This window comes from Peribacillus sp. B2I2, assembly GCF_041261685.1.
Lineage (GTDB): Bacteria > Bacillota > Bacilli > Bacillales > DSM-1321 > Peribacillus.
The window spans coordinates 5,241,210-5,266,008 of sequence record NZ_JBGCCB010000001.1; the positions used below are offsets into that span (position 1 = coordinate 5,241,210).

Genomic DNA, 24,799 nt, shown 5'->3' on the forward strand with positions numbered 1-24,799 from the left:
CATTAATGTTTCAAGAAACTTCACTATATTTTTTCTAGTAATAATGAAAAGGAGCGAGCTTTATGAAAGAAAGAATAATTACCTTTTAGTAGCAATCCTGATATTTGTGTCCTTCCCGCGATCATCGAATGGCCCGCACCGATTCAACAACGGTTAACGTTACAGCAAGCTCCTATGGATTTAAAAGAAATCTTCGTCTGTTCTAAACTCATAAAATGATAAGAAAGCCTTGAATGGCAATCATCCATTCAAGGCTTTTTAGAGGCAGCATACCCATTTTTGAATAAGTCAACAGCACTCCATTATAATGAAATAAGGATAAAAAATTCAAAAAGCGAGGTGCCTTCATTGGGCGAATCAATAATAGGAAGACTTGGCAGGATGATGACAGGAAAAACCAGTCGTTGGGTTGTCATTGCTTTATGGATAATTGCAGCAATTCTCTTAACCTTCACATTGCCTGCCGTAAATGATCGAACAACAAATAATGCCGCTGACTTGCCCGAAGACTCAGCTTCCGTCGTGGCTGATGAACTTATTAAAAAAGAATTCCCGAAATCTTCTGGATTACCTGCCCTGCTTACATGGCATCGGGAAGGTGGACTGACAGAAGCCGACTTGGCTGAAATCCAGTACCTTTCCAAAGAACTTACAGATAACCCACTGTCCCAGCAATCTTTTCTACCACCGCTACATGAAATTCCGTTGCCTGCTCTGCAAGGGTCGGTTTCGGAAGATGGAACGACTTTCGTACATCCGCTTTTCTTTAAAGAAAAGACCGAAACTGCCATTCTGGAAAAAAATCTTGAAAGCATTAATGAAACAGTATCTGAATGCATTGGATCGGACCCATTCAAGGTACCAACAGATTCAGGTGAATTATCCCTTCGAGTGACAGGACCTGTAGGGATATCCGTCGATGCAACGGGATTATTTTCAGGTGCGGATTTCAAATTGCTATTAGCAACCGTAATTCTTGTACTTGTTGTCTTATTACTCATTTACCGCTCCCCGCTTTTAGCCATTATTCCTTTAATCGGAGTAGGCTTCGCCTATATTGTCACAAGCCCGATCCTTGGATTCATGGCAGACCATGGTTGGATTACAGTCGATTCACAGGCCATTTCAATCATGACCGTATTATTATTCGGTGCCGGAACGGATTATTGTCTATTTTTAATTTCTCACTACAGAAGTGAATTAAGGAATCATGAAAGTAAACGGAAAGCCATGATTGCCGCATTTAAAGATTCATCAGGTGCCATTGCAATGAGCGGCCTTACGATCGTCATTTCCCTGCTAACATTGCTTGTAGCCAAATACGGAGCCTATCACCGTTTCGCTGTACCATTCAGCTTGTCCATTTTAATCATGATGCTGGCAGCTTTAACCCTTGTACCGGCATTGCTTTCTGTATTCGGGAGGGCTTCCTTCTTCCCAATCGTTCCGCGTACTCCAGAAATGGAAGAAGCACGGGCCAAGAAAAAGGGAAAAGAAGTCAAAAAGCATAAAGAATCAGGTCGTATCGGTAATTGGATTGGTACTATCGTCACAACCAAGCCATGGACCGTCATTCTTACATGCCTGATCATCTTCAGTGTTTTAGCTGGATATTCTTCGCAAATAAAATATTCATATGATATTCTCTCTTCTTTCCCTGAAGATATGAACTCAAGTGAAGGCTATTCCGTCATTTCCGACTCGTATTCACCAGGCGAACTGGCACCAGCCACAGTGGTTGTCGATACGGATGGTGAAGATATCGATTTAGCGTCGGCATTAAAAGGGATGAATATCGTTGAAAATGTTGCTGATCCCGTCACAAGTAAATCTAATAAAGATCTGCAGTCCTATGAAGTCACATTCAACATAAACCCCTACAATATTGAAGCCATTGATTCAATTCCAGAAATCCGCACCATGGCAGAGAAAGAATTGAAGGCCGCCAATATCTCTTCTGTTGATGAAAAGGTTTGGATTGGCGGGCAAACTGCGACACAATTTGATAAAAGGGATACCGTAAAAGCTGATGAATTCATGATCATCCCGATCATCATCGTCCTGATTTCATTGCTCCTTTTAGCCTACTTGCGATCTGTGACAGCCATGGTGTATTTAATGGGAACTGTCATTCTCTCTTTCTTTGCAGCTATGGGCTTAGGTTGGATAATCTTGCATTATTTCATGGGTGTGGATGCCATAGAGGGGACAATTCCGCTTTATTCATTCGTATTCCTGGTTGCACTTGGAGAAGATTATAATATTTTCATGGTTTCAAGCATTTGGCGTAAGAAAAAAACGATGCCAATCAAGCAGGCCATTAGAAAAGGCGTTGCCGAAACTAGCGGTGTCATCACTTCAGCCGGCATAATCTTGGCAGCCACTTTTTCCGTTCTTGCCACACTTCCGATTCAAGTATTGGTTCAATTCGGGCTCATTACTGCTCTAGGTGTGTTAATGGACACATTCATCGTGCGCCCGTTCCTGGTCCCAGCAATCACCTCCCTTCTTGGCCGCCATGCCTTTTGGCCGAGTAAGGTGACTAATCAAAAAGAGAATGAACATGCCAATTAATAAAGAAAGTTAGCTTTTACCCTTCTTAAAAAGAAAAACTCTGTGCTCCTTAAATGCACAGGGTTTTTACACGTTTTCTAAAATAAGGAAAAATTTCAGTTGACACTTCTACTTTCACCTCTTATAATTACATTAAGTTAAGATATCTCAAATTAAAGATATATATATTCGAGATTAATAATCAGGAGGAATAACCATGACAAATACAAAGTGGACAGTCGACCCGACTCACAGTGCTATTGAATTTTCTGTAAAACATATGATGATCGCCAAAGTAAAAGGAAGTTTTAATAAGTTCGATGCAAACATTTCAGCAGATCCACTGGACCTAACAACTGCAGATATTGATTTTACCGTAGATGTGGCCAGTATAGACACACGGAATGCAGACCGGGATAACCACTTGCGTTCCGCTGACTTTTTTGATGTAGAAAAAAACCCTACATTAACATTCCAATCAACTAAAATCGTGAAAACGAATGAAGATGAATACGATGTAACAGGTAATGTAACTCTTAACGGAATCACACAAGAAGAAACTTTCGCCATCACCTTCGAAGGCCAAGGAAAAGATCCATGGGGAAATGAAAAAGCGGGTTTTAGTGGGAAAGGGAAAGTTAAACGCAGTGATTATGGTTTGACCTATAACGCAGCATTAGAAACAGGCGGCGTACTAATCGGCGATCAAATCACTCTTACCATCGAAATCGAAGTTGCTAAAGTAGCTTAATGAATAAGAAAGAAGCAGCCATCCCCAGGATGGCTGCTTCTTTCTTATTCAAAGTATTCATTTTATCGGAATTACGAATTCCTCGTTTTATAAAGTAAGTAAATGAAGTATGGTGCCCCGATGCTCGCTGTAAAGACACCAGCAGGTATTTCCAAAGGTGAGAATAAGGTCCGTCCAATCAAATCCGCTACCATAACAAGGATGCCGCCAAGCAAAGCTGAAGTAGGCAACAACACCCCAAAACTCGAACCAACCAGCCTTCTAGCCATATGAGGCGCCATTAGTCCCACAAAGCCAATTCCTCCAGCAAAAGCGGTAGAACCACCAATCAATGCCGTACTGATCATCAATAATGTAAACCGCTGTTTTTGGACATGTCCTCCAAGCCCTGTTGCAAGGTCATCGCCTAACTCCTGTAAATTAATATTCCTGGCATATAGAAAGGCAAGTAAAAGGAATAGAATCGTCCATGGAGCCAGCACCGCGATATTACTCCAGGTGGAGTTAGATACTGAACCCGTGATCCAAAGGTTTGCCTGGCTCGCTTGAAAGACGGGCCCAAGAATCATCATCATTGTAGTGAGTGCCTTCATTAAAGCCATCACCCCGATCCCAATCAACACAAGCCTTATCGGGGGAACTCCATTTTTCCAGGCTAAAGAATAAACAAGCAATGCCACGACTGTCGCCCCAATGAATGCAGCTAACGGAAGCCAATTGATGCTTACCGTTAACGAATGGTTCTTATCGCTAAAAAAGGCCATGAATCCAACGACCGCTACAGTCGCCCCTCCTGTTATCCCCAAGATATCCGGGGAGGCAAGTGGATTTCGAATCATCCCTTGAAGGATACCTCCAGCTACCGCAAGACCCATCCCTACCAAGAGAGCAACAATTATTCTGGGCAGGCGGAAAGATTGGATAATAAGCCGATCGCTTTCCGTCCCCCCTCCAATAAAGACCTGAAGTACGCTCAACGGATGGATATTCATTTCACCCACAGCAGTACTGATCACAAACACTAATGAAGTGACTAAAAATAATGCGAAAATCACGATCATTGCTTTTTTATCCATTAAGAATGATATTTTTTCATTAAACAAACGAAAGCTCTTATATGACTTCATCGACCGCTGAACCCCTTTCTAGCTATATAAATAAAGAATGGGGTCCCGATTATGGCTGTCATGACTCCAACAGGAACTTCTCGGGGCATCAGGATATACCTGGATATGATATCGGCTACGATTAAAAGCACCGCCCCGAAAAGTCCAGAGAAAGGAATCAACCAGCGATGATCGATGCCTATTATAGAACGGGTAAGATGCGGAACGACGATTCCAATAAAACCAATCGGACCCGCAACCGCTACTGATCCTCCAGCTAGCAGGATGACTGCCAGTCCCAGAACCAGTTTAAGGAAAACTATGTTCAGTCCTAGACCTTTTGCAACATCTTCACCCATGGATAACACATTCATTTTACCGGACACAATCAAGGCAATGCCCCAACCAACAACAAGATACGGCAGGACGGCAATTAAATTGTCCAGACTTCTCCCGGAAACTGATCCAGCAAGCCAGAACAGCACTTGCTCTAAAAGGGCCTCATTAGAAACGAGAAGACCCTGTGTGAGTGAAGATACCATGGCAGTCATGGCTGCACCGGCCAATGTCAGCTTCATCGGTGTCAAGCCGCCCCGTCCCATGCTTCCAATCATATATATGCTTATCGCGGCTATGGCGGCCCCTATAAAAGACAACCATGTGAATACTTGAAGATTGCTTATCCCAAAAACGGTGACCCCAGTGACAACCGCCAATCCCGCGCCTGCGTTGACACCGAATATATCTGGAGAAGCGAGTGGATTTTTAGTTAGCGTTTGCATTAACACCCCTGAGATGGCCAAACTTGCACCAATTGCCGATGCAATCAGGGCTCGTGGCAGTCTTACTGATTGAATGACAATGTGTTCATTCGTCCCATTGAAATGGGTAAAAGCATCAATGGCCATTTGCCATGTTGTATTTGTATATCCGTATACTATGCTTGAGCACATTAAAAACAGCAGCAAAATAATGGTAATGAACAGCCCCATCCATTTCTGCCATGACTTTTTTAATAACATATCCAGTTACCTTTCCAATCACGTTTGTATATCTTATTTAATTCAATTGTACTGGCGATAACAGGATTATGTCAACGAATTTGAGAATCATTTTCAATTATATATTGACAGAAAAGTATATTCATTTTATGATGATGCTGTTAAGTGCGAATGATTATCATTTGCCGGAAAATTGGGAGGGATACATAGATGTTTAGATTTAAGTCATTATTAACGATTTTTACAATATTTGCAGTCTTCCTTCTAGCAGCTTGCGGGAATTCGAATGATCAAGCCGAAGGAAATAAAGCTGAAGACAAGAAAGAAGAGAAAAGCTACACAATTGAGCATGCCATGGGCACTGCTGAATTGAAAGAAACGCCTAAAAGAGTGGTCGTTCTGACAAATGAAGGTACTGAAGCATTACTTGCTTTAGGAATCAAACCTGTTGGTGCCGTTCAATCATGGCTTGGCGACCCTTGGTACGACCATATTAAAGATGATATGGATGGAGTCGAAGTTGTTGGTGTAGAACATGAAGTTAACTTAGAGAAAATCGCATCACTGAAGCCTGACTTGATTATTGGAAGCAAGATTCGCCAAGAGGCTGTTTATGATAAATTAAATGCAATCGCCCCTACCGTATTATCTGAAACGCTAAGAGGAGATTGGAAAGAAAACTTCAAACTATATTCAAAAGCCTTGAACCTTGAAGAAAAAGGAAACGACGTAATTGCAGAATTCGATAAACACACAGAAGATCTTAAAGCTAAATTGGGTGATAAGGTAAATCAAGAAGTTTCCGTTGTTCGTTTCATGGCTGGAACTACTCGTATTTATTACACAGACTCATTCTCTGGAGTGATTTTCGATCAATTAGGATTTAAACGTGCAGAACAACAAAAGGAACTGTTCACTGCAGATAATAAATTAGGTAACCTTGCCATCGAGGTAGGAAAAGAAGTCATCCCTAAAATGGATGGAGATCTTCTCTTTTACTTCACCTACGCTCCTGAAGGCGACAAACAAGCTCTAAGCACAGCAAAAGAATGGACAAATGATCCACTTTGGAAAAACCTTGATGCAGTCAAAAATGGAAATGCTCATGAAGTTAGCGACGCAACATGGAATACAGCTGGTGGAGTACTTGCAGCTAATAAAATGCTGGATGATATAGAAAAGATCATGCTTGAAAAGTAATAACACGTTTCTATTGAAAACGGCCTTTCTCGATATATTTCGAGAAAGGCCGTTTTATTTTATATGCATGTGCACCGCTTTTGCGGCATTAACCCACTTGTCCGCTTTCCTTCAATTGATCGTCAACGAACAAGATGCCCAATTCGTAATGCTCCCCGTCAAAAAGAGCTCTTTGCACAAAACGAATCTGTTCATTATTATCGATGACCTCAAGCTTGCAATGCGCCCGGTTTATTTGGAGAGCCCTGTATAACTCTTCTTCTTCCCTGACGACGACACCATTTATTTTCGAAATGACCTCGCCTTTTAGCAACCCCATTTTATCCGCCGGAGATTGAGGGATAACGCCTAAGATCTGGACACCAAGCTTACTTTTCGAAAAATAAAAAGGCAGCTTTTCATCCAATGCCTTTTGGGAATAATGAAGGAATTCACGACCCAAGATTGCTAAAACGGCCGTTATGATTGCCAATGGGGGGTACCAGTAACCACCCACTGCCAATGCCGTAATCACAAATCCCAATGCCCCTACCTTTTTGCCTTGCGCCCTTATGGCCTGTTCCGGGAGCGTCCCATGAACTTTTTGCTTGAAGCCGATTAAAATGGGAAGCAAGATTGGCGACAGGTATGTGTCCCCGATTGAAAAAACCGGATACCATTCGAAGGGAACTGGAAGTTGTCCTCCCGGAATCATGACGAACATGGGAATTAGCCAGATTCGTTGTGAAACATACACACCAATCGGCTGCCCCCTCTTGGATACCTCCAACTGAGGGGAGACCTTTTTGCTTCCATTGCCAACAATCAAAAACCCTTCAGCAATCAGTAATAACCCTATTAAAATAACAAGTGTCGGATACACGGACCGATCAAGCTGATTAAAAACATCCTGAAATACCGTCAGCTTGATATCTCTATCATATAGAAAAAAAAGGATGAAGAAGGTGAGTCCCACTGTATAAACGGGGGAAACAAACCGCTTTTTCATGGATAGCATGGACAAGATCGTAACCCCAGCCATGATGAACAGTGCCGCCAAAGGAATGGTGAATCCCGAAGCCAACGTGAGGACAGAAAAGATCAATCCCCATATCAATCCTTGTGGTAGCATGGAACGTAGCTCCATGGAAACTCTGTAGATCTTCGTATTAAAATCATGTCGTTCCCGTTTAACTCGAAGATAGCCGATGAATAAACAATAGGCAATCGAAACATAAAGCAAAGGATGAAGGAAGAGTTTTCCTAATCCCATTAAGCATGCTATCAGCCAATCCGTTGTCAATTTCTTTCCACCATCCTCAAAGTATCAATATTTTGTCAAATTTCGTTCTGGTCAGTTACCTCCTATTCTATCAAAAATGTAACCTCCATGCCTATTAAGATGCAGAAAAAATAGCTTTATCTCATGTTTTCCCTATACTGCCTTCATGTTTGCAGACAGGCGTTGATCCAACGCAAAAAAGGCACCGCTCCAAGGGAACGGCGCACTACAGTTATTTAACTAAATAATTCAAAGCCGTGCGTAACTGAATATCATTATCTTCATCCTGGATCTTGTCCAGAATGGCGGATTCCAGATGTGCTGCGGTTTTTGCGTCCAGCTTACCTGTCACTTTCAGGCCAAATTGTTTTTGGAATGCTTTTACGGCGATTTCTGTATTCCAATCATAATATCCATCCTCACGACCAGGTTCAAATCCAAGTCCTTTCAGAATGCTTTGGGCATACTGAATTTGTTCATCATTCATATCCCGCTGCAAGACATTCTCAACAGCCAGCTGATGGGCATCAAAGTAATCGGGCTGTTTTACTTTGATGGTCGGTTCGATCCCTTTTTTATGGATCCAGTTCCCTGAAGGCGTCAGCCACTTATATAACGTAAGTTTAATCTTACTGCCATCACCCATTGGTACTGCTTGCTGTACTGTGCCTTTCCCGAAGGTCTTCTCGCCGACCAATGGATAGCCTCCCGCCTCTTGCATCGCGCCAGCCAGGATTTCAGAGGCCGAAGCGCTGCCTTTATCCGTCAAGACGGCAATTGGATAACTTTTCGCTTTCTTAAGGCTTGTAAAAAACGATTGTGTTTCTCCCGTTCTTTCTGCAATTTGCAAATAGGGCTTTTCTTTTGTGATAAACTCGCCAAGAATCGATTCCACACTAGAAAGAAGGCCACCTGGGTTGCCGCGTACATCTATTACCAAGCCTCCGATCCCCCTCTTTTCCAGCTCCTTCATCTGCTTTTTGAAATCATTCGCAGTATTTTCCGAGAATGTGGTCAGCTCGATGTAACCGATTTGTTCCCCGGCGACTTCCTTAATTGATGAAAATACGGTATCCAATGGAATTTCGGCACGCACCATATTGAATTCAAGTGGGTTGGAAACCCCCGCCCGCTTGATTTCCATTTTGACGGGTGACCCTTTTTCACCACGGATTTTCAGGCGTGTTTCATACAGATCCAAACCTTCTACACTTTCACCATTCACCTTAAGGATTTGATCTTTCGGCTTTAATCCAGCTTTCTCAGCAGGCGAATCTTTGTAAGGAGATACGATTATGACCTTACCATCTTCCATACCAATTTCAGTACCTATCCCTTCAAAAGAGGAGTCCAAGGTTTCATTGAATTGCTTAGCGGTCTCCTTGTCCATATATACGGAATAAGGATCTTTCAATGCTGACAGCATGCCTTGGATGGCACCTTCCACCAGATTAGAACCGTCCACCTGTTCTACATACTGACTTACGATCAAACCGTAAGCTTGTTCCACTTTTGCCCATTCCTTATCCTTCAATATTGTTTGGCTTTCATCCTTTGCTTCATTCTTATCCGGAAGGCTTGTCCAATATATGCCCCCCACTGCTCCAATGGCTAGTGACATGATGATTGCTAGAGGAAGTACCCATTTTTTGACCATATTTATCCCCATTTCTGACCTGATATGTAATTCACTATATGAGGGGGTTGGTAAGAATATGCTTGAAGAAAATGGCGGCACCACAAAAAAAACAGATTAGGGAATTTATCCTAGTCTGTTTTTTCCGATGATATATTGGGTATTAAATATTTATATAGTTTAATGGATTAACAGCATTTGACTTGCTATAATTCCATGCGCCTTTATGTAGCTCAAAGTGTAAATGCTGACCGTATGAATGTCCTGTGTTACCCATGATGCCAATTTGTTGACCTTTGGCAACAACAGAACCTTCGCCTGCTTGTCTAGAACTTAAATGTGCATACACAGTAGTCCATTGCTGACCGCCGATTGAATGGGTAACAAAGATGACGTTACCGTATGTACTTGAGAAGTAAGAACGGCTTACGACTCCGTCGGCTGCTGCTACAACAGGAACTGTTCCACTTGCAGCAATATCGATGCCGGCATGCTGTTTATTCCAACGTTCACCCATTGTTGAAGATACATATCCTGCACTTGGTCTAGTGAAAGTACCTGATGATACAGCTGGCGCTTGACTTACATTAGACGAAACTTGTGAAGATGATGGAGCAGATGATGAACTGTTGCTTTTTGCACTAGATCCTGAAGAAGTGGATTGTTTTTTTGTTTCGGAAGCTTGTGAAGCTGCTTGTGCTGCAGCTTGTGCCGCTTCTTGCTCTGCACGTTTTTTCGCTTCGGCTGCCGCTTTTTTACGAGCTGCTTCCAATTCGGCAAGACGCTGATGTTCTAAGTTGATGGCTGATTTGATAGCTTTTTCTTGAGCAGCAAGATTCTCTTTTTCTTCCTCTAGGCCCATCTTCTCATGTTCATGCTTTTCAGTTTGTTGCTTTAATTTCTTAACCAATGCATCCTTTTCTTGCTTCTGCTGTTTTTGTTGCTTTTGAATTTCCAAAAGTTCAGCTTTTGCCACTTCTAAACTGGCAAGCTTCGCTTCAACGGCATTTTGTTTTTCTTCCAGTTCCTTTTTATCCAGCTCATGCTGCTTTAAAATATCACGGTCGGCTTCTGCAATTGTCGCTACAGCTCCAACACGGTCAACTAAATCTCCAAAACTGGATGATCCGAATAATACTTCAAGGTAGTTCACGTCCCCACCAGTCTCCTGGAAAGAAAGTACCCTTTCCTTCAATACTTCATTACGTTTGGCTATCCGCTCTTTTAATACTTTAATCTCTTCTTTCAATGCCTCGATTTCTTTTTTCGTTTGTGTAATTTCAGCATTTTTAGCATCGATTTTTTTTGTTGACTCTGCAATTTTCGCTTCAATGGCCGCTATTTGTTCTTCTGCTGTCATTTGCTTATCCTGCAGGTTATCGATTTTCTTCTCCGTGTCTGAAATATTCGATTCAACACCAGAGCGTTTTTCCTGAATGGATTCTTTCTGTTTTTCTAAATCCGAAATCGACTCTGCATAAACCGATGGTGCCGCTAAAATGCTTCCCAACCCAATCATGATGGAGGCATTCATAGCAATGATATTTTTTTTCAACGTTTCATTTCCCCTTTCAATCCCGTTACATCCAGTGCCTTGTAACGTCTCTCTATTTGTATCCGGCTTCTTTTGGCATCAAGTGTAAAGTTACATTTTTATACTTTCAAGAACTTCCTGACGGACATCAAGCTACCCCATATCCCGATAACGGCGCCAATTACAATGAGGATGGCCGAAACTTGATAAATAAACGGATTCGCAGGCAGAAAATCTATGAATTTGAACGTAATCTGTGGTGCTGCATATTTATAAAGATTGTAGTAGAGTACAGCTATCAGACCTATGGGAACGATGGAACCGAGGATTCCCAACCAGAGTCCCTCCAAGAAGAATGGCCAACGGATGAATGTATTCGTTGCTCCTACCAATCTCATGATCTCAATTTCTTTTCTTCTGGCTACAATGGTAATTTTAATCGTATTAGAAATCAGGAACATTGCAGTAAATAGTAAACCAACAATAAGAACGATTCCTATATTTCTCGCAATATTCACGAAGCTGAACAGTTTCTCGACGTAGCCTTGTCCATATTTAACACTTTGGATATACTCAAAGCCTTCAATTTCCTTTGCCACCTTGATGACATCTTGCGGTGATTTCGTTTTGATGATATAAACGTCCCTTAATGGGTTGTCCTGTTCAAATGGTTTAAAAGCATCACCATTATCGCCTAAATCATCTATTAAATTCGTAAGCTCTTCATCTTTTGGAGAGAAGACCACTGATTCAATGCCGTTCATCTCCGTAATTTTCTTTCCGATAGCTTTTATATCGTCATCATTCGCTGCATTATCAATATGTGCACGAACTTCGACATCTTTCTCCACATTTCCCGCGATATGATTTAAATTCATCATGAGCACTAAAAAGACGCCAACCAATGTTAGAGTGACCGTTACTGCACTGACAGAAGCAAACGTCATCCATCCATTACGGCCAATATTTTTAAAACTTTCACGGAAGTGACGGAGCAATGTTCTAAATTTCATATCCGTAATCACCTCGATGTTCATCGCGAACTATTTTTCCACTTTCAATGGCAATGACACGTCGTTTGATATTGTTGACGATGTCCCTATTATGAGTGGCCATGACAAGTGTTGTTCCGCGTTTATTAATTTCTTCAAATATGTTCATGATTTCCCATGATGTTTCAGGATCAAGATTCCCTGTAGGCTCGTCGGCAATGACCACCTTGGGATCATTTACGATCGAACGGGCTATCGCAACCCTTTGCTGTTCCCCACCAGATAATTCGGAAGGCAGCATTCTAGCTTTATGTTTAATGCCAACCAGATCAAGAACTTCCATGACTCTCTTTTTGATTTCTTCTGGTTCCTTTTCGATAACTTCCATGGCAAATGCTACATTTTCATAAGCAGTGAATGTTTGAAGGAGTTTAAAATCTTGGAATACCATACCGATATTTCGGCGGAATAGAGGAACTTTCGAATTGCGGATACTTGGAAGGCTAAGGCCATTGACCAAAATATTACCGCTTGTAGGCTTTTCTTCCCTATACATCATTTTGATGAAAGTCGATTTTCCGGCACCACTGGGACCCACTACATAAACGAACTCGCCTGGCTTTATTTTCACATTGATTCCATTAATGGCAATTACGCCATTTGGATATGTCTTTTTCACATCTATCATTTCTATCATTCTAAAACCACCTAATTTGCTTGTATTATCATTATGTACTACAGCTTTTTCGACAATTTTCAATTAAATCTGACAGGAATTTCTCTTACTTGAGCACAGAAACATTATAACATCATATTTTGTCAAATTAAGCTTAAAAAATATTACAGTTTCATTTCAGTTAGACATATATCAACATCATATGTAATATTTCAAGGGTTTAATTGCTTGATAAGGGATTGAATGTGAGTTGTTTCGAGGTTTTAAAGGAGGCAAAAAAACGTCCTGCTGACAACAGAACGTTTCGTTAATATTACTTATGTCCAGCAAGCCATTCTGCGACCATGCTCGCTTCCTTGCCCTGAAGTATACCTTTTGGCATACCACCTTGGCCATGCTCGATGACTTTTTCGATGTCTGCTTTTGATAGCTTCGAACCGACCTTCGTTAAATTCGGTCCTACGCCGCCTTCAAGATTCACTGCATGACAACTTGAACATTTGTTTTCGTAAATTTTCGCGGCATCACCAGCACCCGCCGTTGTCGTTTCATTATTTTCACTTGCAGGCTCTTTATCTGCAGCATCATCGTTCCCACCGCATGCAGCCAACGCCAAAGAAGTACCCAAAACCAAGGCTAACCATTTCATTTTCATTGAATTTACCCCCTCTGATTTATACCAGCACAAGAACATTATACCAATTTCATTCCCGTTTAAAACCCTCTCCAAGTACCTCAGATGCGTCCATTACAATTACAAACGCTTTAGGGTCAACGAGTTTCACCAATTGTTTCAATTTGGTGAATTCCGACTGATCTATTACGCACATTAAAATAGGACGAGTATCATCCGTATAGCCGCCATACCCGGATATCCCTGTTACACCCCGGTCCAGCTCATGTATGATAGCATCCCTTACTTTCATTTCTTTATTCGTGATTATCAGTGACATCTTTGAACGGTTCAACCCAACCTGGACGAGGTCTATCGTCTTACTTGTCACATATAATCCTATTAATGCATAAAGCCCTTTTTCAATATCAAAAACAATGGCAGCACTTAAAACGATGATTCCATCAATGACAGCCACACAGGTCCCTAATGACAGGTGGGTATACTTATGGAAAATCTGTGCCGCTAAATCGGTCCCCCCTGTAGAACCCTTCCCGCGAAAGACAATCCCCAGCCCAAGTCCGACCATAATCCCTCCGCAAATCGAACCAAGCAATGCATCATTCGTCCATGCATCCCAATCCTTTGTCAGAAATACCACTAAAGGCAAGAACAAGGTTCCAATCAGGCTTTTGGCTCCGAAATGTCTTCCCAGGATGATAAGCCCCGCAATGAACAAAGGGATATTAAACCCCCACAGTACATAGGCCGGCTCCCAACCGAGAGTTGAATCCAGAATCGTGCTAATCCCACTGACACCGCCAGATGCAATCTGGTTAGGCAACAGGAATACATTAAAACCAATGGCAATTATGGCCGAACCGACAATCACCAATCCATACTCCATTAACTTTTGCAGAAAAGGGTGCTTCGGCTCCCGGTATCTTTTCCTCATTCCATATTGTCTCCTCAAACCATCGTTATTATCTAGTATTGGCCGAACGAAGCATAGCATCCCTTTTCATATCCTGTAAATGTCAGCCAGAAGACATCATTCAGGGAGCCCCATGCATAAGAAATCACAAAAAAAGCCGGACCGGGAATCCGGTCCGACTTGCACATCTTATAATTTTGAACGTAAATACGCATCAATGAACATATCGATATCTCCATCCATGACAGCTCCCAAGTTTCCGGTCTCCGCACTAGTACGGTGATCTTTAACCATGGAATACGGGTGGAAAACGTAAGAACGAATTTGACTTCCCCAGCCAATTTCCTTTTGCTCACCACGGATTTCATCCAAATCCGCTTGTTGCTGTTCGATTTCACGTTGATACAATTTGGCTTTCAGCATATTCATCGCTTGGGCCTTGTTTTTGATTTGAGATCTCTCATTTTGGCACGTTACCACGGTATTAGTAGGTAAATGTGTGATCCGGACTGCCGAGTCAGTTGTATTGATATGCTGTCCACCTGCACCACTTGCACGGTACGTATCGATTTTCAAATCTTCCGTGCGTATTTCAATATTGATCGTCTCATCGAATTCCGGCATGACTTCACATGAAACGAATGAAGTATGGCGTCGTCCTGAGGAATCGAAAGGAGAAATACGGACAAGACGGTGCACTCCTTTTTCCGCTTTCAAATAACCATAGGCGTTATGGCCTTTGAAAAGTAAAGTGACACTCTTGATACCAGCTTCATCACCTGGAAGGTAATCAAGGGTTTCCACTTTAAAGCCTCTTTTTTCACCCCATCTTGTATACATACGAAGCAGCATGGAACCCCAATCCTGGGACTCCGTTCCGCCTGCACCTGGATGCAGTTCAAGAATGGCATTTTTCGAGTCATATTCTTCACTTAGTAAAAGTTGAAGTTCAAAGTCATTCATCTTTTGTGAAAGGATCGTGATTTCTTCTTCCAGCTCTGCCAAAAGTTCTTCATCATTCTCCTCTTTCACTAGTTCATATGTCAAATCCAGATTTTCATATGATTCATTCAGATCGGACAATTGATTGACTTGTTCTTTCAGAGCATTCGTTTCATTTATGACAGTCTGTGCTTTTTGCTGATCATTCCAAAAATCGGGATGTGTCATCTCATTTTCAAGCTCTGCGATTCGTGCCTCTTTTTCATCTAAGTCAAAGAGACCCCCTAAAGTCCGTTAATCGTTGCGCTGTCCGTTCAAGTTCATTTCTTATTTCTGCTAATTCCATTTCTCTTCACCTCATTAGTATGTTAAAAAAATCCCTGTAGAGGGATTCACTTCATTACAAATAAACCTCTTCAAACTATATGCAAATATGTTGCTTTATGCAAACTAAACATGAAAAGAGGCGGCAAGCCTTACACTTAACCGTCTCATAATCATTATACACCTAATTTCAGCCTAAATTGCCATGGCAATTCTTATATTTTTTACCGCTGCCGCAAGGACATAACGCGTTTCGGCCAACGTCTTCCTTTTTACGGGCAGGGGCTTTTTTCACTTTTCCCCCGTCTTCTTCCTTCGGATTGACCGCTTGTCCCTTTATGACTTCCTTCCGCTCTAGATTGTTGCGGATTTCAGCCTTCATGATGTATTTTGCGACTTCATCTTCCATAGAAGCAATCATGGCTTCAAACATCGCAAAACCTTCTGATTGATATTCACGAAGTGGATCGATCTGGCCATAAGCACGAAGGTGGATCCCTTGGCGCAATTGCTCCATTGCATCAATATGGTCCATCCACTTACTATCGACTGCACGAAGAACGATTACTTTTTCGAATTCACGCATTTGTTCTTCAGATAGCTCTTCTTCTTTTTGGTCATAGTTTTCTTTCACTTTCGCTAAAATGAATTCAACCAATTCCGCTTCATTTTTTCCTTCTAGATCATCTACAGTGATGGAACCTTCATTGAATAGGTTACCATTCAGGTAATCGACAAGGCCTTGTAAATTCCAGCCTTCCTCATCGCCCATTGGTGCAAACGCGACAACATTGCGCTGAATGGATGCCGTAATCATCGTTTCGACGATTTCACGTAAGTTCTCACTTTCCATTACATCGAAACGCTGCTTATAGATGATTTCACGTTGTTGACGGAGAACATCATCATATTGCAGTAATTGCTTACGTGAATCGAAGTTATTGCCTTCGACTCGTTTCTGTGCGGATTCAACGGCCCTCGTCACCATTTTACTTTGAATTGGCTGGGAATCATCCATTCCAAGGCGTGCCATCATGCTTTTCATGTTATCGGAACCGAAGCGGCGCATCAATTCATCTTCCATTGATAAATAGAATTGAGTGACCCCTGGGTCCCCTTGACGGCCGGACCGACCACGCAACTGGTTATCTATACGCCTGCTTTCATGACGTTCCGTACCGATTACAGCAAGGCCACCAAGCTCCTTGACACCTTCACCAAGCTTGATATCCGTACCGCGTCCTGCCATGTTCGTAGCGATCGTGACTGAGCCTTGATTACCTGCATTCGCAATGATTTCCGCTTCACGTTCATGGTTCTTTGCATTCAAAACATCGTGAGGGATTCCTTTTTTGGATAAATAGGCAGAAATGACTTCCGATGTTTCGATGGCAACCGTACCGACAAGCACTGGCTGACCCTTTGTATAACGTTCGGCGATGTCTTCCACAACAGCCTTGAATTTCCCATCTGTTGACGCGTATATAAGATCTGCCCGGTCATCCCTGACGATATTCCTGTTTGTCGGGATCGCAATGACATTCATATTATAGATATTGCGGAATTCCTCTTCTTCCGTTTTGGCTGTACCAGTCATACCGGAAAGCTTTTCGTACATCCTGAAATAGTTCTGGAATGTAATCGTCGCAAGAGTCATGCTTTCATTTTGAATCTCAAGGCCTTCTTTCGCTTCGATCGCCTGGTGGAGACCTTCACTATAACGGCGGCCCTTCATCAAACGGCCAGTGAATTGGTCAACGATGACAATCTCGCCATCCTGGACTACATAATCCACATCCAAATGCATGGAAACATGCGCCTTCAACGCCTGATTGATATGATGATTCAATGTAACGTGACTAATATCGAACAAATTATCGATATTAAACGCTTTTTCAGCTCGGTTCATCCCATCTTCGGTCAGCTGAACGCCTTTTGTCTTTTCATCATACGTGTAGTCCGTATCTTTTTGTAACGTTCTCACAAACGCATTGGCTTGGATATAAAGCTGGGCCGATTTTTGTGCGGAACCGGAAATGATCAAAGGCGTTCTCGCTTCATCGATCAAAATCGAATCGACTTCATCAATGACAGCAAAGTGCAGTGGACGCTGTACCATTTGCTCTTTATATAACACCATATTGTCACGCAGGTAATCAAAACCTAACTCATTATTCGTGCTATACGTAATGTCGGCATTGTACGCCTCTTGTTTTTCTTCTTTAGAATGACTGTTCAAATTCAATCCGACGGTCAAACCAAGGAAATCATACAATATCCCCATTTCGGTGGCATCACGGTGTGCCAAGTATTCATTGACAGTAACGACATGTACACCTTTACCAGTAAGCGCGTTTAAATAAACCGGCATGGTGGATGTTAATGTTTTACCTTCCCCCGTTTTCATCTCGGAGATATTTCCGTCATGAAGGGATGCCCCACCCATGATTTGAACACGGTAAGGATATAACCCTAAAGCACGTTTTGCCCCTTCACGCGCAACCGCAAAAGCCTCAACGAGCAAATCATCCACGGTTTCCCCATTTTGATAACGCTCTTTAAACTCACCAGTTTTGGCACGCAACTGTTCATCCGATAACGCAGCCGTCTCATCGGCCAGCGCTTCGACCTGATCAGCGATTTTTTCCAAACGTTTGATTTCTCGCTTATTCGGATCAAAAACTTTATTTAATATATTAAGCATTCAATAACGCTCCTCTATTATGGTAATGATCGTTCAATGACAAAATTCATATAAATTAAGAAGAAACACACCTTCTATTATGACTAATCCACGCTTAATTTTACCACTTCTATCCTAGAGGTACAACTTCATGTCACTACCGTTCCTATCGACCCGAATTCAATTCTTGTGAAAAACAATGGATAAATGAGGAGTAAAACTGTTAAAATAGAAGGAAGTATATAAAATATATAGCAGACTCCCCTCTATTTCCAAATGCAAAAGAGAATTTCCCATAACCTTCCATCACTAGATGCTGTGTCATCCCTAGCGATAGCATGTCAAGGTAATCCAACCTTACAGGCTTCATGTTTTGAATGATAAGGTGGGCTACTGAAACTTATTAGCAGAAGATAAATAGAACATGTTTCGAGGTGGTATTGATGATTGGTGAACGTGTAAAAAAACTGCGAGAAGAAAAGAAAATGTCGATGACCGAACTCGCCGATAAAGCAGGCGTGGCAAAGTCTTACTTAAGTTCCCTCGAGCGGAACTTACAAACGAATCCTTCCATTCAATTTCTTGAAAAAATCTCCACCGTACTCAACATTCCTGTCGATGCCCTACTTTACGATGCACCGAATAAGGAAATCTTGGACACTGATTGGATGAAAATTGTTGAAGAGGCTATGAACTCCGGTGTTTCAAAACAACAATTCAGGGAATTCATCGAGTTTAATAAATGGAGAAAAGATAAAGAAGAATAGAAGTGCACTAGTCTACCTACATAATCCTGAAGAATACAGCTTGAATAAGCAAGACTCGCTAGAATGGAAGAATAAACCCTATAAACAGCTAATGGGTTGAATCACTGTTTATAGGGATGTTCTCATCTTTTCGGTACTTATCTTCCATCGTTTTCCTCTGATGTAACCTCAAGGCTTTTCCGTTCAAAAAAAGCTATAATTTCCTCTTTTTTTAAACCCAAGCTCCTTGCTTCTGAAATCAACTTCACCCATTCTGGATCCATTTCCACATTAGCCACCTCTTCTACCTCCTAAAATACTCTTTGTATTTCAGGCAGACCAGCCATCATAGTCTTAAGGACCTTAGACCTGTGCCTTTGCGCCCTCATCTTTCAATAAGTTTGCCTTTGCCGTGGTACTTATTACCAAATACATTACTTATAATCATATTATAACGGATACCCACTCCATATATTGCTATTTTATGTCGGTAATCTACCAAAATGCAAAAACTTTCATCCGACAAAATATTACAATATTATGAAAATTAAAAACCTAATTCATTTTTTATCATATGCAATAGTCAATTTCGCTTTTTTATATAATAGTAAATATTTCTCTTCTTAATCAATCGATGGGGCGTATCAATTCTCTCTATTGTAAGTGCGTCCGTGCTTTTTGCACAGTTAAGTCCTTGCCGTAGGTCGGACAAAGCCACTATCCATATTCCGCACTGCTAAAAGAAGCCCTATGGCATGTATGGCAATTCTTCCGATACAAAAAACCTCTCTGCACCTTTACCCAATTGTTTTTCATAATAAACTAACCGTTCTTTTTAAAGAACTAACAAATTTAGTATAGCCCAAAAGATAGTGGTGATTTTATAGGTACAAATAATTATTTTATCTCATTAAAGAACGAATTTCGTTCTTTAAAATGAAACTCAAATTACTTTCTATTTTTTAAAGAACAAAACTTTTATACTTTCCAATTCATATAAATATATAAAATGTTATCAACTGCCAACGAATATGTTGGTAATCTACCAAAATGCATTAAAAAAGCACAACCCAGAGGCTGTGCTTTTGATCTTAGATTCATAATTAACTAGGTTCAATTAATCCGTAGCGTCCATCTTTACGACGGTACACCACGTTCGTTGTGTTGGTATCCGCATTCGTATAAACGAAGAAACTGTGACCAAGCATATTCATTTGTAAAATCGCTTCTTCACTGTCCATCGGCTTTAAATCAAAGCGCTTATTGCGGACCACTTCAATATCGTTATCGTCTTCGAATTCATCCACCACTTCGTCAACTTCCGTATTGAAGGCGAATGCCTCGGGCGTCGTTGATATGTTGTTCCGGTATTTACGATTGACCTTCGTTTTATGTTTACGAATTTGGCGTTCAAGCTTATCATTGATCAAGTCAATGGCAGCATACATATCCGCATTTTCCTCTTCAGCGCGAAGAACCAAATTCTGCATAGGAATCGTCACTTCGACCTTTGATGTATTATTGTTCACTTTCAAATTCACTAACACATTTGCATCTGGTGTATTGTTAAAATATCGTTCTAACTTGCCAATTTTCTTTTCGACGTATTCTCGAATTGCTGGAGTTACCTCAATGTTTTCACCGCGTACGTTGTAATTCATAAAGTGAGTCCTCCTTAAATTAAGACTATACAGTTAGATTCTACAATACCCCTCCGGTTCCTTTTGGAAACACATCATGAAATATGTCGAAATTACGAAACAATTGTCGGAAGGTTTGGAAAGGGTTGATGTCTGCCCTAACTCCATTATAACAAATGTAATGCCATAAAGAAAAAATTAAGACCATATTATTTACAGAAAATTTAAAAATATTTAACATAAAAACCGTTTGGGATCCAAACGGTTGGGTAATCAATTTCTTTTATCGTAGAACATGCCATCTACTGATAGACTCTCATACGGGTTCGTGTATTTATTAGATGATTTTTTCTTCTTATTTATTTCCTGGATATCCCGCTGTATTTCCTGCTTTTGGAGCTTCAGCAAGTGATCGACCTTTTGGTTAAGCAATATGGTTGCACGGCCTAGCTGTTTCTCTTCACCAGTAAAAGGCGGTTTGACTTCTGAAAGAAGTTCATCTCGCTGATCAATCAGCTGTGTGACCCTTTCTATTTTATCATCACGTTCTGCAATCGTCCGGTCTTCCAGAACACCAAGTAATTCAGCAGTCAAATCATGAAAGGTTTGAATCAGCATTACACTTGACCGCTTTGCGTAAATTGTTTTTTCCGGTTCATCTGAATAACTTCCTTCCAAGCATTCCGGAATTCAGTAACAAGTCCCTCCACCTCTTCCAAGGCAGCAACATCATTTTTCAAATTCGCATCTATCAGACGGCGATTAATGAAATCATACAGACTCATCATTTCTTTGGATACTTCCACATCCATATTCAACGTCACCATCAATTCGTGGATAATGTTTTGCGCCTTGATGATGTTCGTATTCCTCGCTTCAATATTACCAGCTTCAATGGCTTTTTTCCCAAGCACGATGAACTTCAAACAGCCATTATACAGCATTAATGTAAGCTCGCCAGGAGATGCTGTATTGACTGAATTTTGTTGGTACGATTGATATGGATTATTTATCGCCATATTTAACTTCCTTTCCGACTTACCTTAACTAAAATAAGAAGCTAACGATGCACTTTGGCTGTTTGCCTTTTGAATCGCTTTTTCCATAGCCGTGAACTGGCTGTAGTAACGTGATTCCAATTTCGTTAACTTTGCTTCAAATGTTGAAATTCGGGTATCCAATCCGTTAACCAATTTCCCAATGGTAAACGAGTTATTAACATAGCCGGCCTTCCCTGCTTTTTCAGTTATCACCTTCATGGATGATTGTATATCATCCCTTAATCGGCGGGCGAGGCCTTTGTCGATCTTTTCCGATCCATTGGCCATGAACATATCATAAATCGCATTGGGATCCTCACTAATGGCTGCCCGGAGCTTGTCCTCATCAATCGTTAATTTACCGCCCTCGAGGTAATTCTTTGTTGTGGTAATTCCCAAACTGCTAAGACTGTTTTTTCCTGTGATCCCATCGACCGAGGTGTACAGAGATGATCTCATCGTAGTTAAAAGACTTTTTAATGTCGAATCGCTTTTTAACGTTCCGCTCTTCGCTTTTTCCTCCCACAGCTTCACTTCATCTTCCGTCATTGCCTTCTTTTGCTCGGTTGTTAGTGGGGTAAAGGAGCGATATTTCGCTTCACCCGTTTTATCCTGAACCTTTTTAATGATTTCATTATATTTATTCACAAACTGAGTGATCGTGTCCAAGATGGCATCAACATCAGCTGTTGATGAGAATGTAACGGTATCCGTCGTTTTCTGCTTTACCGTTATTTCCGCTCCATTAACCTGAAACGTATTCGAAGGTCGGGAAATTTCCAGGCCATTATAAACAATGGATGCATTTTCCCCTATTGAGCCGCCAGCCCCCTCATTGTTACTGCTCATTTTTAACATATTGAAAAAATCTCCGGTGCCCCCCAATTCAATTTCAGGGCGGTCTTTAACATCGCCGGTATTTTTAGCAGTGATGGAAAACTGCTGGGAATTTTCATCAAAAAATAAAGTCACTCCCGAGTTAGCATTGATTTTATTGATGACACTCTCTAACGTGTCGTCCGCATTAAGGGTAAGCGTATACGGTTTTTCCACTGTTACTCCATCTTTTACTTCCGTATCAAAACCGCCATCTTTATTGATGGCCAGTATCGTAATTTCTTGAGGTGTCTTGAAGCCCAATTCCGATAGTTTCTTTTTGGAGTCAGTAACAGCTGATTTCTCCGTACTGGTCATGCTTGCTGCTTTGGCAAGCCCGATCACCTTTATATTGCCAGTAAAATCACTGGCCGAGTTCACATTTTTCACGGATATTGCATCTGGATTCGATACCGACACCTTCTTTTTAATGAAGGATGACTGCTTCCCGATTCCATCACGAATGAGAGTATCCAATTCTGATAAAGATGTATTCATCGAGCGGTAATCATCCCGCTGCCACTCGGAAGACTGCTTTTTCTGTGTTAATTTATCCAATGGCACCCGTTCTGCCTGCATCATGCTCTTAACTAGTTCATCAATGTCCATTCCACTTGCTAAACCACTGATTCGTACCAAAATTGTTCACCACCTATATTTTTTCATCCACCATGATCCCGACAAACTCCGTCATTGCCGCGTAGAAATCCAGCAACTTCTTAGGAGGGATCTCCCGAATCGTCTCATCCGTTACGTCATCCACAACCTTGACATAATACTCATTCAGCTTCTCATGATACTCAAAACGAACGGCCGTATGTGTTGGATCCAGGAAAGTGTTCAAACTATCCACCACTTCCTGAACCTTTTCTTTTGTAGGCTCATCAGTAGATTCCGCACTTTGCTCTGAATAGGCAAGCGTATTCATTTCCCGCTGATAATATGAACTGATTCCCTCTGAGATGGCTATTCTAAGTTGTGAGGAAAGAATATTCGTGGACAAATTATCCAACATCTAAATAGCCTCCAATATGATATCTTTACTTTTTATATCGGTAATTACAGTCTTATATTTAGTCACTCTAGGATTTGTTTGCGACTAAAGATGTTCATGAACATCTTTACATTCCCTATGAAAAGGGATTCTACCATATTCATATCTGTTTCTATTACTCTTATAATACAAAAAAGACCCCAGAAACAATCTGGAGTCTTATTGAATAACGAATAAAAATTAACGCAGTAATTGAAGAACACCCTGCGGTTGCTGATTTGCTTGAGCTAACATTGCTTGAGAAGCTTGCGCCAAGATAGAGTTTTTAGTTTGCTCCATCATAGTCTTAGCCATATCTGTATCACGAACACGTGATTCAGCAGCAGTTAGGTTTTCAGAAGAAGTACCTAAGTTGTTGATGGTATGTTCTAAACGGTTTTGGTTAGCACCTAATTTAGAACGTTCCGCTGATACAGTTTCAATTGCTTTTTGAATTTTCGTGATTGCAGCTGACGCGCCTTTAGCAGTAGAAACATCAAGTCCTCTTTCTGCCCCAGTAGAGTCAGTGCCATTGCTTACTTCACTATCAGCTGCAAAGCCATCACCAGCAGCAGCAGTAGCAGAAGAAGAAATCCCTAGGGACTCTGAACGCATATCTCCTATTTCAAGTGTAAGACTTTGGTTTTCGTTTGCACCGATTTGGAATTGAAGACCAACCCCTGGTTTGCCTGTTCCATTTCCATCTGCCTCAGTGGAATCTTTTGATCCATTCAATAATTTTTGAGTATTGAACTCAGTTGTATTACCGATACGATTAATTTCAGATGTTAAAGAGTTAATCTCTTTTTGGATTTCTCCACGATCTTCTGTTGTATTCGTGTCTGTTGCTGCTTGTGTAGCAAGCTCACGCATACGTTGCAGAATGTCAGTCGTTTCGTTTAATGCACCTTCTGCAGTTTGAATCAATGAGATCGCATCTTGTGAGTTACGGGAGGCTTGGTCCAATCCGCGAATTTGCCCACGCATTTTTTCAGAGATTGCAAGACCTGCTGCATCGTCGCCTGCACGGTTGATACGCATACCTGATGCTAGTTTCTCCATTGATTTGGATTGTGCATTGGTTGCACTTGATAATTGACGGTGCGTGTTTAGAGCTGAGATATTGTGATTGATGATCATTTATGTTTCCTCCTTGAGTTTTAAGTTCCCACATCCATGTGGTTGTTTACGATGGGAAGTGAATAAGTCGGCCTCCTATTTCACTGCCCTTCGTTGTATTTTATATCGACCTGCTTGG

General features: G+C 41.3%; 22 protein-coding genes and 1 riboswitch. Of the genes, 4 read left to right on the forward strand and 18 right to left on the reverse strand.

Annotation, left to right across the window (positions count from 1 at the left end):
* Window positions 1-348 precede the first annotated feature (348 nt).
* Together ABIE66_RS26205 and ABIE66_RS26210 are read left to right on the forward strand one after the other, a co-directional pair.
* Complete coding sequence (locus tag ABIE66_RS26205; protein ID WP_483313981.1) at window positions 349-2,574, forward strand: MMPL family transporter; 2,226 nt, start codon at window positions 349-351, stop codon at window positions 2,572-2,574.
* Between the two features lie 196 nt (window positions 2,575-2,770).
* Window positions 2,771-3,304 carry a YceI family protein gene (locus ABIE66_RS26210; RefSeq protein WP_370016798.1) on the forward strand — a complete coding sequence of 178 codons (534 nt, stop codon included), beginning with the start codon at window positions 2,771-2,773 and terminating at the stop codon, window positions 3,302-3,304.
* Window positions 3,305-3,375: 71 nt separating this feature from the next.
* On the opposite strand, the gene ABIE66_RS26215 is transcribed toward ABIE66_RS26210, so the two are convergent.
* Both ABIE66_RS26215 and ABIE66_RS26220 read right to left on the reverse strand, forming a co-directional pair.
* The gene (locus tag ABIE66_RS26215) at window positions 3,376-4,431 is read right to left on the reverse strand and encodes a FecCD family ABC transporter permease (RefSeq protein ID WP_289326964.1); all 1,056 of its coding nucleotides are present in this window, start codon (window positions 4,429-4,431) and stop codon (window positions 3,376-3,378) included.
* Complete coding sequence (locus ABIE66_RS26220) at window positions 4,428-5,432, reverse strand: FecCD family ABC transporter permease (protein ID WP_370016799.1); 1,005 nt, start codon at window positions 5,430-5,432, stop codon at window positions 4,428-4,430. Before ABIE66_RS26220 ends, ABIE66_RS26215 begins: the two co-directional genes overlap by 4 nt.
* A gap of 189 nt (window positions 5,433-5,621) precedes the next feature.
* Here ABIE66_RS26220 and ABIE66_RS26225 point away from each other — a divergent pair, with 189 nt between their 5' ends.
* A complete protein-coding gene (locus tag ABIE66_RS26225; protein ID WP_289326966.1) occupies window positions 5,622-6,611 on the forward strand; it encodes an ABC transporter substrate-binding protein in 990 nt (329 codons plus the stop codon).
* An 88-nt stretch (window positions 6,612-6,699) separates the two neighbouring features.
* Here ABIE66_RS26225 and ABIE66_RS26230 read toward each other — a convergent pair whose 3' ends face one another.
* The 9 genes from ABIE66_RS26230 to secA form a co-directional block, all read right to left on the reverse strand.
* Entirely contained in the window at window positions 6,700-7,893 is a 1,194-nt protein-coding gene (locus ABIE66_RS26230; RefSeq protein WP_370016800.1) for a PDZ domain-containing protein, read from the reverse strand.
* A 211-nt stretch (window positions 7,894-8,104) separates the two neighbouring features.
* A complete protein-coding gene (locus tag ABIE66_RS26235; RefSeq protein ID WP_370016801.1) occupies window positions 8,105-9,529 on the reverse strand; it encodes a S41 family peptidase in 1,425 nt (474 codons plus the stop codon).
* Between the two features lie 142 nt (window positions 9,530-9,671).
* Window positions 9,672-11,063, reverse strand: a complete 1,392-nt coding sequence (locus ABIE66_RS26240) for a murein hydrolase activator EnvC family protein (protein WP_370016802.1) — start codon at window positions 11,061-11,063, stop codon at window positions 9,672-9,674.
* A 98-nt stretch (window positions 11,064-11,161) separates the two neighbouring features.
* Entirely contained in the window at window positions 11,162-12,055 is an 894-nt protein-coding gene (gene ftsX / locus ABIE66_RS26245; protein ID WP_289326970.1) for a permease-like cell division protein FtsX, read from the reverse strand.
* Entirely contained in the window at window positions 12,045-12,731 is a 687-nt protein-coding gene (gene ftsE / locus ABIE66_RS26250) for a cell division ATP-binding protein FtsE (protein ID WP_061141190.1), read from the reverse strand. The genes ftsX and ftsE overlap by 11 nt, the downstream gene beginning before the upstream one ends.
* 292 nt (window positions 12,732-13,023) lie before the next feature.
* Window positions 13,024-13,365, reverse strand: a complete 342-nt coding sequence (cccB, locus tag ABIE66_RS26255; RefSeq protein ID WP_370016803.1) for a cytochrome c551 — start codon at window positions 13,363-13,365, stop codon at window positions 13,024-13,026.
* Between the two features lie 49 nt (window positions 13,366-13,414).
* Complete coding sequence (locus ABIE66_RS26260) at window positions 13,415-14,230, reverse strand: YitT family protein (protein ID WP_370017122.1); 816 nt, start codon at window positions 14,228-14,230, stop codon at window positions 13,415-13,417.
* Between the two features lie 216 nt (window positions 14,231-14,446).
* A protein-coding gene (gene prfB, locus ABIE66_RS26265) for a peptide chain release factor 2 (protein WP_289326973.1) occupies window positions 14,447-15,545 on the reverse strand; the annotation gives its coding sequence in 2 pieces (ribosomal slippage) (window positions 14,447-15,481 and window positions 15,483-15,545; 1,098 coding nt in all).
* A gap of 168 nt (window positions 15,546-15,713) precedes the next feature.
* Window positions 15,714-18,227: a preprotein translocase subunit SecA gene (gene secA, locus ABIE66_RS26270; protein WP_370016804.1), complete on the reverse strand. Its 2,514-nt coding sequence runs from the start codon at window positions 18,225-18,227 to the stop codon at window positions 15,714-15,716.
* Window positions 18,228-18,649: 422 nt separating this feature from the next.
* Here secA and ABIE66_RS26275 point away from each other — a divergent pair, with 422 nt between their 5' ends.
* Window positions 18,650-18,973 (forward strand): helix-turn-helix domain-containing protein, encoded by a 324-nt coding sequence (locus tag ABIE66_RS26275; RefSeq protein ID WP_289326975.1) that lies wholly within the window; start codon window positions 18,650-18,652, stop codon window positions 18,971-18,973.
* Window positions 18,974-19,110: 137 nt separating this feature from the next.
* Here ABIE66_RS26275 and ABIE66_RS26280 read toward each other — a convergent pair whose 3' ends face one another.
* From ABIE66_RS26280 to hag, 7 genes are all read right to left on the reverse strand, one after another.
* Complete coding sequence (locus tag ABIE66_RS26280; RefSeq protein WP_370016805.1) at window positions 19,111-19,251, reverse strand: anti-repressor SinI family protein; 141 nt, start codon at window positions 19,249-19,251, stop codon at window positions 19,111-19,113.
* A gap of 31 nt (window positions 19,252-19,282) precedes the next feature.
* Window positions 19,283-19,368, reverse strand: a riboswitch (cyclic di-GMP riboswitch).
* Window positions 19,369-20,055: 687 nt separating this feature from the next.
* Window positions 20,056-20,613 carry a ribosome hibernation-promoting factor, HPF/YfiA family gene (gene hpf / locus ABIE66_RS26285; RefSeq protein WP_289326977.1) on the reverse strand — a complete coding sequence of 186 codons (558 nt, stop codon included), beginning with the start codon at window positions 20,611-20,613 and terminating at the stop codon, window positions 20,056-20,058.
* A 252-nt stretch (window positions 20,614-20,865) separates the two neighbouring features.
* Complete coding sequence (gene fliT / locus ABIE66_RS26290) at window positions 20,866-21,270, reverse strand: flagellar protein FliT (RefSeq protein ID WP_370016806.1); 405 nt, start codon at window positions 21,268-21,270, stop codon at window positions 20,866-20,868.
* On the reverse strand, window positions 21,210-21,611 hold the full coding sequence (gene fliS / locus ABIE66_RS26295; RefSeq protein WP_370016807.1) for a flagellar export chaperone FliS: 402 nt from the start codon (window positions 21,609-21,611) through the stop codon (window positions 21,210-21,212). The genes fliT and fliS overlap by 61 nt, the downstream gene beginning before the upstream one ends.
* Before the next feature lie 24 nt (window positions 21,612-21,635).
* Window positions 21,636-23,147: a flagellar hook-associated protein 2 gene (locus ABIE66_RS26300; protein WP_370016808.1), complete on the reverse strand. Its 1,512-nt coding sequence runs from the start codon at window positions 23,145-23,147 to the stop codon at window positions 21,636-21,638.
* Between the two features lie 13 nt (window positions 23,148-23,160).
* On the reverse strand, window positions 23,161-23,523 hold the full coding sequence (gene flaG / locus ABIE66_RS26305; protein ID WP_370016809.1) for a flagellar protein FlaG: 363 nt from the start codon (window positions 23,521-23,523) through the stop codon (window positions 23,161-23,163).
* 219 nt (window positions 23,524-23,742) lie between these two features.
* Window positions 23,743-24,681 (reverse strand): flagellin Hag, encoded by a 939-nt coding sequence (gene hag, locus ABIE66_RS26310; RefSeq protein ID WP_370016810.1) that lies wholly within the window; start codon window positions 24,679-24,681, stop codon window positions 23,743-23,745.
* Between the last annotated feature and the right edge of the window lie 118 nt (window positions 24,682-24,799).

Excerpts from the sequence above, each read along its gene's own strand:
- ABIE66_RS26235 (WP_370016801.1), bottom strand. The coding sequence starts at position 9,529 with ATGGTCAAAAAATGGGTACTTCCTCTAGCAATCATCATGTCACTAGCC.
- ABIE66_RS26260 (WP_370017122.1), bottom strand. The coding sequence starts at position 14,230 with ATGGAGTATGGATTGGTGATTGTCGGTTCGGCCATAATTGCCATTGGT.
- secA (WP_370016804.1), bottom strand. The coding sequence starts at position 18,227 with ATGCTTAATATATTAAATAAAGTTTTTGATCCGAATAAGCGAGAAATC.
- ABIE66_RS26220 (WP_370016799.1), bottom strand. The coding sequence starts at position 5,432 with ATGTTATTAAAAAAGTCATGGCAGAAATGGATGGGGCTGTTCATTACC.
- flaG (WP_370016809.1), bottom strand. The coding sequence starts at position 23,523 with ATGTTGGATAATTTGTCCACGAATATTCTTTCCTCACAACTTAGAATA.
- ABIE66_RS26210 (WP_370016798.1), top strand. The coding sequence starts at position 2,771 with ATGACAAATACAAAGTGGACAGTCGACCCGACTCACAGTGCTATTGAA.
- fliS (WP_370016807.1), bottom strand. The coding sequence starts at position 21,611 with ATGGCGATAAATAATCCATATCAATCGTACCAACAAAATTCAGTCAAT.
- cccB (WP_370016803.1), bottom strand. The coding sequence starts at position 13,365 with ATGAAAATGAAATGGTTAGCCTTGGTTTTGGGTACTTCTTTGGCGTTG.
- ABIE66_RS26275 (WP_289326975.1), top strand. The coding sequence starts at position 18,650 with ATGATTGGTGAACGTGTAAAAAAACTGCGAGAAGAAAAGAAAATGTCG.
- ftsX (WP_289326970.1), bottom strand. The coding sequence starts at position 12,055 with ATGAAATTTAGAACATTGCTCCGTCACTTCCGTGAAAGTTTTAAAAAT.
- ABIE66_RS26225 (WP_289326966.1), top strand. The coding sequence starts at position 5,622 with ATGTTTAGATTTAAGTCATTATTAACGATTTTTACAATATTTGCAGTC.
- hag (WP_370016810.1), bottom strand. The coding sequence starts at position 24,681 with ATGATCATCAATCACAATATCTCAGCTCTAAACACGCACCGTCAATTA.
- ftsE (WP_061141190.1), bottom strand. The coding sequence starts at position 12,731 with ATGATAGAAATGATAGATGTGAAAAAGACATATCCAAATGGCGTAATT.
- hpf (WP_289326977.1), bottom strand. The coding sequence starts at position 20,613 with ATGAATTACAACGTACGCGGTGAAAACATTGAGGTAACTCCAGCAATT.
- ABIE66_RS26215 (WP_289326964.1), bottom strand. The coding sequence starts at position 4,431 with ATGAAGTCATATAAGAGCTTTCGTTTGTTTAATGAAAAAATATCATTC.